Origin of the sequence: Thioclava sp. DLFJ5-1, from assembly GCF_002020115.1 — a bacterium.
Taxonomy (GTDB): Bacteria; Pseudomonadota; Alphaproteobacteria; order Rhodobacterales; family Rhodobacteraceae; genus Thioclava; species Thioclava sediminum.
In genome coordinates this window covers 225,333-238,672 of record NZ_MPZU01000005.1, presented here as the reverse complement: position 1 = coordinate 238,672, position 13,340 = coordinate 225,333, and the positions used below count along the sequence as shown (strand labels likewise).

12 protein-coding genes and 1 tRNA gene are annotated in these 13,340 nt (G+C 63.1%); 7 read left to right on the top strand and 6 right to left on the bottom strand.

Annotated elements, in window-relative coordinates; genetic code table 11:
- Positions 1-365 precede the first annotated feature (365 nt).
- A complete protein-coding gene (locus BMI86_RS16095; protein ID WP_078522432.1) occupies positions 366-557 on the top strand; it encodes a hypothetical protein in 192 nt (63 codons plus the stop codon).
- On the top strand, positions 554-1,585 hold the full coding sequence (locus tag BMI86_RS16090; protein ID WP_078522433.1) for a tyrosine-type recombinase/integrase: 1,032 nt from the start codon (positions 554-556) through the stop codon (positions 1,583-1,585). Before BMI86_RS16095 ends, BMI86_RS16090 begins: the two co-directional genes overlap by 4 nt.
- A 68-nt stretch (positions 1,586-1,653) precedes the next feature.
- Here BMI86_RS16090 and BMI86_RS16085 read toward each other — a convergent pair.
- Positions 1,654-1,727 (bottom strand) — tRNA-Cys (locus BMI86_RS16085).
- A 194-nt stretch (positions 1,728-1,921) separates the two neighbouring features.
- Between BMI86_RS16085 and BMI86_RS16080 the strand changes: the two genes are divergently transcribed.
- From BMI86_RS16080 to BMI86_RS16070, 3 genes are all read left to right on the top strand, one after another.
- The gene (locus BMI86_RS16080) at positions 1,922-2,572 is read left to right on the top strand and encodes a protein-L-isoaspartate O-methyltransferase (RefSeq protein WP_078542290.1); all 651 of its coding nucleotides are present in this window, start codon (positions 1,922-1,924) and stop codon (positions 2,570-2,572) included.
- A gap of 136 nt (positions 2,573-2,708) precedes the next feature.
- On the top strand, positions 2,709-4,070 hold the full coding sequence (locus BMI86_RS16075) for a TolC family outer membrane protein (protein ID WP_078542289.1): 1,362 nt from the start codon (positions 2,709-2,711) through the stop codon (positions 4,068-4,070).
- Between the two features lie 143 nt (positions 4,071-4,213).
- The gene (locus BMI86_RS16070) at positions 4,214-5,518 is read left to right on the top strand and encodes a hypothetical protein (protein WP_078542288.1); all 1,305 of its coding nucleotides are present in this window, start codon (positions 4,214-4,216) and stop codon (positions 5,516-5,518) included.
- A 215-nt stretch (positions 5,519-5,733) separates the two neighbouring features.
- On the opposite strand, the gene BMI86_RS16065 is transcribed toward BMI86_RS16070, so the two are convergent.
- The 3 genes from BMI86_RS16065 to BMI86_RS16055 all read right to left on the bottom strand — a co-directional run bounded on the left by BMI86_RS16065 (position 5,734) and on the right by BMI86_RS16055 (position 8,948).
- The gene (locus BMI86_RS16065) at positions 5,734-6,066 is read right to left on the bottom strand and encodes a DUF6280 family protein (RefSeq protein WP_075773874.1); all 333 of its coding nucleotides are present in this window, start codon (positions 6,064-6,066) and stop codon (positions 5,734-5,736) included.
- Between the two features lie 399 nt (positions 6,067-6,465).
- Positions 6,466-7,197 carry a folate-binding protein YgfZ gene (locus BMI86_RS16060; RefSeq protein WP_078542287.1) on the bottom strand — a complete coding sequence of 244 codons (732 nt, stop codon included), beginning with the start codon at positions 7,195-7,197 and terminating at the stop codon, positions 6,466-6,468.
- Between the two features lie 50 nt (positions 7,198-7,247).
- Entirely contained in the window at positions 7,248-8,948 is a 1,701-nt protein-coding gene (locus BMI86_RS16055; protein WP_078542286.1) for an ABC transporter ATP-binding protein, read from the bottom strand.
- 196 nt (positions 8,949-9,144) lie between these two features.
- Between BMI86_RS16055 and BMI86_RS16050 the strand changes: the two genes are divergently transcribed.
- Positions 9,145-10,356 carry an aminotransferase class V-fold PLP-dependent enzyme gene (locus tag BMI86_RS16050; RefSeq protein WP_078542285.1) on the top strand — a complete coding sequence of 404 codons (1,212 nt, stop codon included), beginning with the start codon at positions 9,145-9,147 and terminating at the stop codon, positions 10,354-10,356.
- Here BMI86_RS16050 and BMI86_RS16045 read toward each other — a convergent pair.
- Positions 10,347-10,553 (bottom strand): hypothetical protein, encoded by a 207-nt coding sequence (locus BMI86_RS16045; RefSeq protein ID WP_078542284.1) that lies wholly within the window; start codon positions 10,551-10,553, stop codon positions 10,347-10,349. The genes BMI86_RS16050 and BMI86_RS16045 overlap by 10 nt on opposite strands.
- Before the next feature lie 135 nt (positions 10,554-10,688).
- Positions 10,689-11,798 carry a pyridoxal phosphate-dependent aminotransferase gene (locus tag BMI86_RS16040; protein ID WP_078542283.1) on the bottom strand — a complete coding sequence of 370 codons (1,110 nt, stop codon included), beginning with the start codon at positions 11,796-11,798 and terminating at the stop codon, positions 10,689-10,691.
- A gap of 148 nt (positions 11,799-11,946) precedes the next feature.
- Here BMI86_RS16040 and BMI86_RS16035 point away from each other — a divergent pair, with 148 nt between their 5' ends.
- Positions 11,947-13,242 (top strand): MFS transporter, encoded by a 1,296-nt coding sequence (locus tag BMI86_RS16035; RefSeq protein WP_078542282.1) that lies wholly within the window; start codon positions 11,947-11,949, stop codon positions 13,240-13,242.
- The last annotated feature ends 98 nt before the right edge of the window (positions 13,243-13,340 follow it).

The window sequence follows — 13,340 nt, the reverse complement described above, 5'->3', positions numbered from 1 at the left end:
TCTTCTTTTGCCGGAGCGTTCGAGTTGGATGTCATCTGAGGTCTCCCACGTGTTCCGAACACGTGACTGAAGAAAACTTCGTGTGCTCGATCCGCGCGGTTTATTCACAAGAGAATGGCTGCCGATCCAGGTCGAAGTAAAGAAAATCAAAGCTCCAGATCAATCAAGCTAATCCTCACGCCGAAGCAGAAGAGCCGCGCCTGGACCCATGTGGCGTAGGGAGCGGCTACATCCTGTCCACGATTTCCTGTGGATTGAGGAACGAAACCTCTTCGGTATTTCACCCCAAAGCACCACAATAGGGAATGCGGGGCCAAAACCTCGGAAATTCAGGCCCCAAGAGGGAATATCGCTAGGAAAAGAAGATGGCCACAAGCCCCCAGGCACACTCGAAAAGACTTGTCGCCACACTTGTGCGCGAATTGTCCGACGCTGGATTGGCCGGCGCGCGGATCGAGATTAAGCCAGATGGCTGTGTCATCCTCCACATGACGAAGATTGAACAAGAACACCCTGATGACTTCCTCAGCGGTGATCTGAGGATGAGGAAGAAATGACGAGGAGAGCGCTCCCTAAATATGTCTACGAAGATCGTGAGTATGTTCGGTTTATTCGCCGGGCTCGCGGCCAGTCAGAGATGATGCACGAGGAACCGGGGTCGCCAGAATTCTGGGATCATTATAATCGGCTTCTTAAGGCAGAAAAGTCAGCTCCTTCCAAGAGGAACTTTGAGGCCCTTATTCTAAGCTATTATGAAAGCGAGGCTTTTCAGAAACTCGCTCCCCGCACGAAAAGCGACTACCACAAGTATATTAGCCATATTCGAGATATTTGGGGCGACTATGAGCCGGCTAAGATCGAAACAACGCACATCTACGAGTTACAGCAAGCGAACAGGCATCATTGGCGCCAAGCGAACTATCTCGTTCAGGTTATGGTGGTGCTCCTCAACCATGCAAGACTGAAAGGCTTTATTAAAGGAACCGGTGACAAAACCGCGGCGCATGGCGTTCCTCTCCTGAAGCAAAAAAGTGACGGCTGGGAGCCGTGGCCGCAGGATGTGCGCGAAGAGTTCGAAGAAGTTGCGACAGCGAGAGCAAGGCTTGTTTACGAACTTTGTATCGGGACCGGCCAGCGCATTGGCGATGTGGTGAAGATCCGTTGGGGCGACCTTTCGGAGGGCGTCTATCGGGTTAAGCAAGGCAAAACTGACAAGGAGTTGTGGATCCCGCTCACCGAACGCTTGGCGGAGTATCTATCTGCGGTTCCCAAGAAGGGACTTAACGTGATCACAGATGCGAAGGGGCGGCCAGTAAGCTACCGCATGATCGCCGAGGAGATGCGTAAGGTGAAGGCAAGCATGAAGCACCCGCAAGCTAAGAAATATGTCACGCACGGTCTACGCAAGAATGCGACGATCGAGCTCTACTTAGCTGGATGCGACGACGAAATGGTGAAGGCCGTCACAGGTCACTCGGGCGTAGAAATGCTGAAAAAATATGGTGGTGAGGTCCGACAGCGACTTTTTGCACAGCAGGCCCAAGAAGCCCGGAATCGAATGGAACAGAACAAGAAGGGAACGTGAAAGTTTCAACGCTTGTTTCAAAATCCGATTTCTGAACGAGAAAGCGCGACGTAAGTCATTGAAAAATTTGGAGGCGAGTACCGGAATCGAACCGGTGTACACGGATTTGCAATCCGCTGCGTCACCACTCCGCCAACTCGCCGCCGTGGTGTTGGCGTCAGATACGGTATCGCAAGCGCCCGCGCAAGAGGTGAGTTGTGCCTTTGGCGCATTGTGCGCAGGCGACGTCGGCTCTGAGCGCAAGGGCAGGTCCGAAGGCCCTCTCGCATAACTTGCTCAGACCCTGCTTCTGTGGCAAAACCAGCCACAAGGGTTTGCTACCGAAGAGTTCTCGACATGCAAGATTTCGCTACGCGCCGCACCATGATGGTCGACACGCAGGTCCGTCCCAGCGATGTGACCAAATTCCCGATCATCGCGGCGATGCTGCATGTGCCGCGCGAGCAATTCGTGCCCGCGGCCAAGCGCGAAGCCGCCTATATCGGGGAAAACCTCGAGCTCGCGCCGGGGCGCGTCCTGCTGGAACCGCGCAACTTCTCGAAGATGCTCGATGCGCTCGACATCCAGCCCGATGATCTGGTGCTCGATGTGGGCGCGGGGCTCGGCTATTCCTCCGCGGTGATCGCGCGGATGGCCGAGGCGGTCGTCGCGCTCGAAGACGAAGAGATGGCGTCGCAGGCAGAGTCCGCGCTGGCAGAGGCGGGGGCTGACAATGTCGCCGTCGTCACCGGCGCGCTGACCGAGGGCGCGGCCCAGCACGGCCCCTATGACGCGATCCTCATCGAAGGGGCGGTCGAAACCGTTCCCGCGGCGTTGATCGAGCAACTCAAAGAAGGCGGCCGGATCACCGCAATTTTCATGGAAGGCGCCCTCGGGGTCGCCCGGATCGGTTACAAGATCGACGGTGCGATGAGCTGGCGCGATCTTTTCAATGGCACCGCACCTGTCCTCCAGGGGTTCGTGAAGCCGCGTGAATTCGTGCTCTGAGGAGCACATCGAATAGGCTAGCTGTTTTGCAGGATATGCAATCGGGCGCTGAGCCGATAGAATTTGAAGTAATCGCGCCCGGCGGCAGAGGGACAACACCTGCATCTGCGGCGATACAGGAAACGAGGGACATTCGATGCTGCGCAAGACTCTGACTATGACCGCTTTGGTCGCGGCTACCGCATTTGGGCCGGTCGCGGCAGGGGCGGAGACGCTCGCCGATGCGCTGGTCTCTGCATATCGCAATTCGAACCTGCTGGAGCAGAACCGGGCCGCACTGCGGGCCGCCGATGAAGACGTCGCGCAGGCGGTCGCGAATCTGCGCCCGGTCCTGCAATGGACCGCGAGCTACGATTACCTGAATTCCGACGCCACGGGGGCGATCTCGCAGAGCGCCTCGACTTCGCTCGGTGCGTCGATGACGCTGTTCGATTTCGGTCGCAACAAGATCAATGTCTCTATGAAGAAAGAGACCGTGCTGGCCACCCGCGAGGGTCTGCGCTCGGTCGAGCAAAACGTGCTGCTCTCGGCGATCCAGGCCTATTCGGACGTGAAATCGGCCTCCGAGCAGGTCGCGATCAACCAGAACTCGGCGCGCGTCCTCAACGAAGAGCTCAAGGCCTCGAACGACCGTTTCGAAGTGGGCGAAGTCACCAAGACCGACGTGTCGCTCGCTCAGGCACAGCTGGCCTCCGCCCGCGCCTCGCTCGCTGCGGCACAGGGCAACCTGCGCTCCGCACGCGAAGCCTACAAGGCGGCCACTGGCCACTATCCGAGCAACCTCGCGGCCTTCCCGAAGCGTCCGTCTCTGCCGGGTTCGCTGGATGCGGCGCGCGACATCGCTCTGCGCACCCATCCGAGCATCAAGCAGCTGCAGCACACCGTCGCGGTCTATGACCTCGGTGTGGATTACGCCCGCGCCAATCGCCTGCCGAAAATCACCGGTTCGCTTGGCCTGCGCCAGCAAGAGCAGGGCGTGCAGACGCAATCCGCCGGGATCGAGCTGAACCAGACGCTCTATTCGGGTGGCGCGCTTCTTTCGGCGCAGCGTCAGGCCGTGGCGAACGATCAATCGGCCCGCGCGCAACTGAGCCAGGCCGGCGTGACGGTCTCGCAAAACGTGGCCAACGCCTGGGCGGCGATCGACATCGCGAAGGCGCAGATTTCGGCTTACGATCAGCAGATCACCGCAGCCCGGACCGCCTATCAGGGCGTCAAGGAAGAGGCGCTTCTGGGCGCGCGCACCACGCTCGACGTGCTCTCGGCCGAGCAGGACTTGCTGGATGCGCAGGCGGGCCGGATCGACGCGGCGGCCACTCTGCAGGTAGCTTATTATCAACTTTTGTCCGCTATGGGTCTGTTGACGGTAGAAAACCTGAAGCTTGGAATTCCGACCTATGATCCCGCGGCCTATTACAACTCGGTCCGCACCGCGCCCCTCACGCTCAGCCCGCAGGGCAAGCGTCTGGATCGTGTGCTCAAGGCCATCGGCCAGTAACGACCGAACGGTGTTTCGGCGGGCTTTCGGGCCCGCCTGCCGCGCCGCTGTGGCGCAGGCATCGCAGCCTCCGGGTGTCCCTCGCAGTTTCGGATCCGTCACGGCTGGACAGGCGCGCGTGCGCGCGGCAGGATGGAGTGATCATGGCTGATACCCGACCCAGACCCGAAATCGAAGATGTGCTGGCATCGATCCGGCGACTGGTGTCGCAGGACAGCCCGCGTGTGGCCGAGAGCTATCCGACTTCGAAAGGGGAGGGCTCGACGCCCGATCCGCTGGTTTTGACACCCGCGCATCTCGTGTCGGACACTCAGGCGGGGTCGAAAGGCGATATCCACGATCTCGAATGGTCCGCGCCGGGTGTTTCGCCGGAAGAGGAAGCCGCAGAGGCGCAGGATGACGCGGCCGATCTGTCGGAGGCGCCCACCGAGTCGGTGGAGCCCGCACCGCTGTCCGAGGCGCGTCGCAAGCCGCAGAATTTCGAACCCGAATTCGACGATGCCGAGGCCGAGCCCTGGCCGTCGGAGGCGGAATTGCCGCAGGGCAGCTTTGATGACGAGCTCAAGCGGCTGGAGGGCTCGCTCGCCCAGCTCGAGGCGGAAGTGGCGCGCGATGGTGCCGATTACGAATCCGAGACGGGCGACGCGTTCGAACCGGCAGGCACCGCGCCGCTGACCGAATTGCCCGAAAGTTTTACGCCGGTTTGGGATCAGGGCTCCGATCCGGAGCAGACCTTCACCAGCGCCGAGTGGGAGGACGTGGCCGGTTTCGTGGCGCCCCAAGCGCCGGAAGCCGACGAGGCGGAAGACGACACGGATATCGCCAGCGAGACGCTTGAAAGCGCCGAGGATGATCCTCTGGCGGGCCTCGATTTCGATGACGCCTCTCCCGCAGAGACCGAGCCGGAAGACATCAGCGCGGAGGAAGAGGCCTTCGGGACCGAGGCAATGATCGGCTTCGATGTGCCGCCGGGGGCCGAAGCCGAGCCTGAGCCTGAGCCGCCGCAGGACGTCACCGCAGCTCAGAATTGGGAAGATCTCACGCCGGAGATGGACGGCGCTGACAGTGCTCCCAACTTCGTGCAGGCTAGCGAGCATGCGGCTGATACGCCGCCGCGTCGCCTGCATCTCAGCGATGCCGGGGCGCGTGCCCCGGAGCCGGAGCCGCGGACGTCCAGCTATGCGGAGCTTCGTGCGACGCTCGAGGAAGATTTCGAGGCGGATGAGATCGCCGCGCTCGAGGCCGAGCTTGCGTCCACATCGGACCAGCCCGATGCCGCCTTGCATCCGCTGGCGCAATCGATGACCGAGACCCAGCTCCGGCACCTCGTGTCATCGCTGCTGCGCGAAGAGCTTAAAGGCGCGCTCGGTGCGAAGATCACGCGCAACCTGCGCAAGATGGTGCGTCGCGAAGTGCAGCGCGCTCTGATGAGCCGCGATCTGGACTGAGTGGAGATGCTCGGGCAGGGACGCCCGAGAGCGACTTAGCCCTGCTCTGCGCGGCCAACAAGGTGTGCATCGACCGGGAAACTCTTGCCACCGACGAGGCACGCAAGGCGTCTCTTTAGATCGCTGAGAAAAACACGCCCAAGAAATTCAAAACGGCGCGCCCTGTGGGACGCGCCGTTTTGTGTATCCAACTGTCGCCGTGGCGCCTGACAGGATCAGGCGGCTTCGGCCTCGTGCTCGTCCGAAATCGCGGCGAGGCGGCGTTCGCTTTCTTCGCGCGACAGAGCGACCGACGTGCGGACACCTTTGCCGACGAATTCCATCAAACCCCGGACGACGCGCTCGTTCGGATCGATGCCGGCGCAGGACAGAACTTCACGGCCATCGCGCGAGCGTGCCCAGCGGGCGATCTGCTCGGGACCGTTGCCGTATTTCTTGTCGTCTGCAATCGCATCATCCAGCGCCGCGAGAACCACAGCGGCGAACAGTTTGCGGGCTCGTTGGCCCTGCTCGTAATTGAAGGCCGAGCCGTCAACGAAATCGCGCATTCTTCCGTCCTTTGTTATTGCTCTTGCGTTTCCTGGCGTGAGGGCCATCTAGGCCGTTCGGCCCCCGATTCGATATGCCTTGGGTCACATGGCAGGTATGCGTCTGGCGCATATCACCTTTGCCGCCCATCAAAAGCTAGCCCCCTCACAAGGGATCGCAATGCACGCGAAGTAAGCGTGTGCCGCTGGAATTCAAGGCCGGCTATTTGCGAAGCGCGAACGCACAAAGGCCTAGATGGTCTTCTAAGTGATTGAAATTGCGCTCTATTGATGGCCTTTAGATCGCGCGAATTCGTTCGTATTACGAAGGATTTCTTGCGGTCGTTTCCTCTGCGTCACGATGTTCCGTAAAACGCATGGATGGGGCTTGCGCTTTCCGAAACATTTGATCCTTGCTGGTCATAAATAAGTGACCACCGCGTCACCCGCCGACATCGCGTCGGCGGCGCGGCCGAAGCGGAGATAAGCAATCGCGCGATCGCCCGAGCGGGTGAACAGACGCCCGACGCTGCGCCCGTCCGAGGTGATCTCGGTTCCCGGCTCGGCAGGGCCTTCGATCCCGACCGTGACGAAGCCTTTGCGCAGCTCGGTCTTGTGCTTCATCCGCGCGGTGACTTCCTGGCCGACATAGCAACCTTTGCGGAAATCGACGCCGTCCAGCCGATCGAACCCGGCCTCGAGGATGAACGTGTCGGGGGTCAGCTCGATACCGGTCTCAGGGATGCAATGCGCAACGCGGATCGCGTCCCAATCGGTGCCGTCATCGCCCGCTTTGTCCCCGTAGAGCCGCCAGCCCATGTCGGGATGGCGCGGATCGGCCAGCGCGCCCTCGGGCGCGGGCCCGGTGCCGCGATAGACCTTCAGATCGGAGGGGGCGATCGCGACATCCGCACGCAGCTTGTACATGCCCAGCCGCTTGATCGTCGCCTCGGCGATGCTGGCATCGATATCGAGCACGATCGCCTCGCCGCGCGCCAGCAGGAAGAAATCGGCAAGGAATTTTCCCTGCGGCGTCAGCAGGGCGGTATAGACCAGCCCGTCTTTCACGTGGCTCACGTCGTTCGTCACCAGCCCTTGCAGGAAGTGCTCGCGATCCGCACCGGTGATCTCGTAGAGAATGCGCTCGGCCATTGAGGTCTCCTTTCCCCGCCCATGTAGGCAGCCGGGACGGGAATGCCAACTCAATCGAGAAGCTGCATCCGGCAGAGCCCCGCATAGGGCCCGTTCTTGGCCAGCAGCTCGTCATGCGTGCCCTGTTCGACGACCTGACCCTCGACCACCACCACGATCTTGTCGGCATTGCGCACGGTCGACAGGCGGTGGGCGATCACCAGCGTCGTGCGGCCCTGGCTCAGGTCCGCCAGTGCCTGCGCGACCTTGGCCTCGGAGACGGTGTCGAGGGCGGAGGTCGCCTCGTCGAGCAGCAGGATCGGCGCGTCGCGCAGCACGGCGCGCGCGATGGCGACCCGCTGGCGTTGCCCGCCCGACAGCGCCGAGCCGCGCGGGCCTGCGCCGGTATTGATGCCGTTTTGCAGAAGGTCGGTGAATTCCGTCACATGAGCCGCTTCGAGCGCGGTCTGGATATGGTCGGGATCGACCTCCTGCCGCCCGAGAAGGACATTTTCGCGGATCGTCTCGTCGAACAGCGCGGAATCCTGTGACACCGTCGAGAAATGCTGGCGCAGTTCGGCAAGGCCGAGATCGTTCAGCGGCGTGCCGCCCAACGTGATACGACCGCTATCGGGATCGACGAGCCGGGTCAGCAGGTTGAACACGGTGGTCTTGCCCGCACCCGAGGGGCCGACAAGCGCGGTAGTCTGGCCCGGTTCGGCAACGAAGCTGAGGCCGCGCAGAACGTGCTTGTCGCCGTAATGCAGATGCACGTCGTCGAACTCGATCCGCGTGGTCTCGGGCAGGGCGGCAGGCTGCGCGGGCGAGGTGATCGCGGGTTGCGTGTCGAACAGGCGATAGATCCGCTCGAGGCTCGCCGCTGCCGTCTGCCATGCGCCCGCGGAATTCGCGAGACGGCGCAGCGGTTGGAAGGCCAACGCCATCGCGGTGAAGAAAGACATAAAATCGCCGACTGACCGCTCGCCCGCCAGAATCTGCTGGCCGCCGAGGATCAGTACCACGAAGAAGCCCAGCCCGGTTATGATGTCGATCATCGCTGGTACCAGACCCGAGATGAAGGTGGTCTTGATCTGGGCGATGCGGACCTCGTTCACCAGACGGGAGAAACGCCCCGCCTGATACTCCTCGATCCCGTTGAGCTTCACGGCGGCGATGCCATGGAAAACCTCGTCGAGCCGGGTTGCGCGTTCGGAAGAGCTTTCGCGCATCTGGCGGGTCTTGCGGCGAATATAGCGTTGCGCCATCGCGACCGGCAGGATCAGGAGCGGTGCCCCGATCACGGCCCCCAGCGTCCAGCCGGGATCGATGGCGACCGCCACGCCGAACAGCGATATCAGAGAGACCGCGTCGCGCCCGGTGCTGGAGATGAAGATCTTCCACACGTTCTGCACGGCGGAGGTGTCGCCCTGCACGCGTTCGATCAGCGCGCCGGGCGGGTTGGCCTGATAGAAATGCTGGTCGAGCCGCAGCATGTGCCGGAACAGGTCGATCTGCATATCGCTAGAGGTGCGCAGCGAGACGCTCGTCATCACCGTGCGCGAGGCCACCGAGGTCGTCGCGCGGATCAGGAACAGCCCGAAGATCGCGGCGCCGACCCACCAGATCAGATCGCTCTCGCCTTGCACGAAGACCTTGTCGAAGAGCGGCTTGAGCATCCAGCTCAGTGCGCCCAGCGTCGAGCCTTCGATCATCAGAAGGACCATCGACACGCCGATCATCGGCCAGTGCTTGAGCAGATAGTCGCGCCACATCCGGCCCGCGAGGTGTTTCGACGTGTAAGGATTTGCAGTCTTGGCCACGAGGCACCATGCGATAGGCGCGCCATTCGGCACGCGGTTAAGCCCGTGAATTACCGCGAGACAGGGGGCGCGTGCAAGCCGGGCGCGAGATTGACGCGGCGGGCGGGCGGCATTACCGATTATCCGTTCTGCCAGACGGAGATACCCGATGAGCCTTGCCCAAGGTCGCCCCTACCTCGCCATTCCCGGCCCCTCGACGATGCCTGACCGTGTTCTGGCCGCGATGCATCGTCCCGCGCCCAATATCTACGAAGGCGAGATCGAGGAGATCGCGGCCCGGGTTGCGGCGAACCTGCGTCGGGTGGCGATGTCCTCGTCCCATGTCGCGATCTATATCGCCAATGGGCACGGGGCTTGGGAGGCGTCGATCTCCAACGTGTTCTCGCGCGGCGACAAGGCGCTGAGCCTCGTGACCGGGCGCTTCGGCAATATCTGGGCGCGCAACGCGGCCACGATGGGCGTGGACGTTCAGCGTCTGGAATTCGGTATCAAGGCGTCGGCCGATCCGGCCCGAGTCGAAGAGGCGCTGCGGGCCGACAAGGATCACGAGATCAAGGCCGTGCTGCTCACCCATGTCGATACCGCGACCTCGGTGGTCAATGACGTGGCGGCGATCCGTGCAGCCATCGACGCGGCGGGGCATCCGGCACTTCTGATGGTCGATTGCATCGCCTCTCTGGGATGCGACGAGTTCCGGATGGATGATTGGGGCGTCGACGTGATGGTCGCCGCCAGCCAGAAGGGCCTGATGGTGCCGCCGGGTCTGGGTTTCGTCTGGTTCTCCGACAAGGCACTGGCTGCGAGTCGCGAGGCCGATCTGGTCACACCCTATTGGGATTGGCAGCCGCGCGCCTTCCCCGAGATGGTTTATCAGTATTTCGGGGGCACCTCGCCGACCCATCACCTCTTTGGCCTGGATGAGTCGCTCAAGATGATCCTCGAGGAAGAGGGGCTGACCCATATCTGGGCGCGTCACGCGACGCTTGCCTCCGCCGTCTGGGCCGCTTTCGAGACGTGGGGGCAGCAGGGTGACATCGCGCTCAACATCGCGAACCCGGCCCATCGCGCCCATTCGGTGACTGCGGCGCGGATCGGGGCGGGCAACGCCCAGCGGCTGCGCAGCTGGTTGGAGCGCGAGGCGGGGGTCACGCTGGGGATCGGGCTCGGGATGGCCGAACCCGGTACTCCCGAGGCCAACGATTTCCTGCGTGTCGCCCATATGGGCCACGTGAACGCCCATATGACGCTGGGTGCGCTGGCGACGATGGAGGCCGGGATGCAGGCGCTGAAAATCCCGCACAACCCCGGCGGCATCGCCGCGGCGGCTGGCGCGATTGCGAAAGGCGCCGGTCAGGCCTGACCGTGACGCTCCAGCCAGTCGGTGAGCTGTTCGACCTCTTCCGAGGCTTCGCGCGACACTTGCGGTGCTTCGGTGCGCGACGTCGAGAGCTTCATCTCGCGGCTGGATTGGGTCATGCCTGCATAAGCGCCGAAGGCCAAGGCAAAGGCCAGCGGGCTAAGCATTGCGATACGGGCGTTGCGAGTCTTGCGGCTCATGGGTCTGCTCCTGTTGTTGAGCAAAACATGGGCGCGCCCCCGAGTCGGCGCAACTCACCTTGCGGCGAGACGCGTCGACGCCGGTGCTTTTTTGCCGATTTGATCGGCGGAATTGTGTCCGAGAGGGCGCGCGGCTCAGCGTGCGCGGGCGGCTTTTAGCGCGTCGGGCAGAGCCGCAGCGAAGGCGTCGAGCTCGGCCTCCGGTCCGACCGAAACCCGGATGCAGCGATTTTGCGGGGCGACGAAGGGCATCCGCACGAACACCGCGCGCGCATCCAGTTCCTGCAGTACAGCCCGCGCGAACTCACCGTCCTGCCCGCAGTCGATGGCGACGAAATTCGTGGCGGAGGGCAGAGTGCTCAGCCCGTTCTCCCGTGCGATCACGTCGATCCGGTCGCGCGCGCCTGCCACCAGCAGGCGCATATAGGCCTGCCAAGTTTTGTCCTGCAACGCGGCCAGCGCACCGGCCTGAGAAATCCGGCACATGCCGAAATGATTGCGGATCTTGTCGAAGGCCGCGATCAGCTCGGGCGCGGCCAGAGCATAGCCCACACGCGCCCCCGCCATCCCATGCGCCTTCGAGAAGGTGCGCATCCGGATCACGCGGGGATCGTCGGCGGCGATGCGCGCTTCGGTCCCGTCGTCGGCGAATTCCACATAGGCCTCGTCCAGCACCATCAGCGTGCCCTCGGGCACCGCCTCGATCATCGTCTCGATCGTCTCGCGCGGATGATAGGTACCCATCGGATTGTCAGGATTGGCGATATAGACGAGCTTCGCGCCCACCTCCGCCGCTTTCGCGATCAGCGCCTGCGGGTCTTCGTGGTCATCGGCATAAGGCACTTTGTGCAGCACCCCGCCAAATCCTGCGACGTGGTAGTTGAAGGTCGGATAGGCCCCGTCCGAGGTGACGACCGGGTCGCCGGGTTCGATCACCAGACGGCACAGATAGCCCAGAAGCCCGTCGATCCCTTCGCCGACCAGCACATTCTCGACCGCGACGCCGTGATGCTCGGCAATCGCCGTGCGCAGCTCGAAACTGGTCGAGTCGCCGTATTTCCAGACATCGCCTGCCGCCGCCGCCATCGCGGCAATCGCGCGCGGCGAGGGGCCGAAGCCGTTTTCATTCGCACCCAGTCGCGCGGTGAAGCGGCGACCGGCAATGCGCTCGTGTTCCTCGGGCCCGACGAAGGGCACGGTGGCGGGAAGGTTGTCGATCAGGCGGGTATATCGGGGTCCGGTCATGGCTACAGGCGTAAGCGCAAAGCGGTCATGCGGCAAGAGGGCGCTTCAAGAGGTAGCGAGGGGAGCCGGAACACCGGAACCGGGGACTAGGCTCAAGGCTTGTCCCGGCGTAATCTTTAAAAATCACATATGTTTGGGAAGCCAGCCGATGAGCGCCAGCGACACCTCTTTCTCCACCTCCCTGTTCGAGACGCTGACAGGGGACCGCCCGGGAAATGTGAAAGAGTTGAGCGAGCGCGCCGCCGAGCACGAACCCGGCAGTTTCCTGCGCCATGTCGGCTCGTTGTCGATGACGAAGCTCGCCGATGGGCTGATCGATCCGAAACTGGTGCTGAGCTGGCTGATGCAGGCGGTGGGCGCGCCCGCAGCGCTGGTCAGCTGGCTGGTGCCGGTGCGCGAGGCGGGCTCTCTGTTGCCGCAGCTGTTCACCGCGCCGCATGTCCGCCAGATGCCGCAGCGCAAATGGGCCTGGGCGGCGGGGAGCCTGATTCAGGGGCTGGCCGCGGCGGCAATCGTGGTGATCGCACTGACGATGCAGGGGATGGCCGCGGGGCTTGCGATGCTGGTTGCGCTGGGCGTGCTGGCGATTGCGCGCTCGCTGTCCTCGGTGAGCTACAAGGATGTGCTGGGAAAGACCGTGGATCGCACACGGCGCGGCACGACGACCGGGATCGCGACGAGCGTCTCTGCCGCCGGGGTGATCCTGTTCGCGATCATTCTGATGACCGGCGTGGTGGAGCGGATGAGCCTCGTAATCGGGGCGATCTCGCTGGCGGCCGTGCTCTGGGTTACGGCGGCGGTGCTGTTCTCGACGCTTCGCGAGGAAGACCAGCCGGGTGAAGACAAGAGCAGCATCGGCCTGTCCGAGCTGAGCCTGCTGTGGAAAGACGCCGATCTGGGCAAGTTCGTGATCGCGCGGGTGCTGCTGCTGCCGACCGCGCTCGCGCCGCCCTATATCGTGCTGCTCGCAGCCCAGGCGGGCGATAACCGGTTCGGCGCGCTGGGGGCGATGGTGCTCGCCTCGGCGCTGGCCTCGCTGGTGAGCTCCTATATCTGGGGTCGGCTGGCGGATCGCTCCTCGCGCAAGGTGCTGATCTTCACCGGGCTGGTCGCGGCTGCGTTTCTGGCGCTGGCGGTGGTGTTGGGCTGGTCGGGGCTGATGGGGACGATCTGGGCCTCGCCGGTTGCGCTATTCGGGCTGATGATCGGCTATCAGGGGGTGCGGCTGGGCCGCTCGACCTACCTCGTGGATATGTCGCCCAAGGATGACCGCGCGGTCTATACGGCGGTGTCCAACACGACCGTGGGGGTGATGCTGCTGGCCTTCGGCGCGGCAAGCTCGGCGCTCGCGATGGCGGGGCCGGATATGGTGCTGATCGTCTATGCGGGAATCTGCGTGGTCGCCTCGGGCGTGGCCTTCACGATGAAGGAAGTGTCGGAGTGAGCCGTAAGCGATGAGGGGCGCGCTCGACCTCGGGCGGGCGCTGTGCTTCGCTCGTGGCCGAGCGCTTTATCTCGCAAGCTCGGATGTCGCGCGTGCGC

Coding starts and splice junctions, on each gene's coding strand:
- BMI86_RS16095 (WP_078522432.1), top strand. CDS start 366: ATGGCCACAAGCCCCCAGGCACACTCGAAAAGACTTGTCGCCACACTT.
- BMI86_RS16090 (WP_078522433.1), top strand. CDS start 554: ATGACGAGGAGAGCGCTCCCTAAATATGTCTACGAAGATCGTGAGTAT.
- BMI86_RS16080 (WP_078542290.1), top strand. CDS start 1,922: ATGCAAGATTTCGCTACGCGCCGCACCATGATGGTCGACACGCAGGTC.
- BMI86_RS16075 (WP_078542289.1), top strand. CDS start 2,709: ATGCTGCGCAAGACTCTGACTATGACCGCTTTGGTCGCGGCTACCGCA.
- BMI86_RS16070 (WP_078542288.1), top strand. CDS start 4,214: ATGGCTGATACCCGACCCAGACCCGAAATCGAAGATGTGCTGGCATCG.
- BMI86_RS16065 (WP_075773874.1), bottom strand. CDS start 6,066: ATGCGCGATTTCGTTGACGGCTCGGCCTTCAATTACGAGCAGGGCCAA.
- BMI86_RS16060 (WP_078542287.1), bottom strand. CDS start 7,197: ATGGCCGAGCGCATTCTCTACGAGATCACCGGTGCGGATCGCGAGCAC.
- BMI86_RS16055 (WP_078542286.1), bottom strand. CDS start 8,948: ATGTGGCGCGACTATCTGCTCAAGCACTGGCCGATGATCGGCGTGTCG.
- BMI86_RS16050 (WP_078542285.1), top strand. CDS start 9,145: ATGAGCCTTGCCCAAGGTCGCCCCTACCTCGCCATTCCCGGCCCCTCG.
- BMI86_RS16045 (WP_078542284.1), bottom strand. CDS start 10,553: ATGAGCCGCAAGACTCGCAACGCCCGTATCGCAATGCTTAGCCCGCTG.
- BMI86_RS16040 (WP_078542283.1), bottom strand. CDS start 11,798: ATGACCGGACCCCGATATACCCGCCTGATCGACAACCTTCCCGCCACC.
- BMI86_RS16035 (WP_078542282.1), top strand. CDS start 11,947: ATGAGCGCCAGCGACACCTCTTTCTCCACCTCCCTGTTCGAGACGCTG.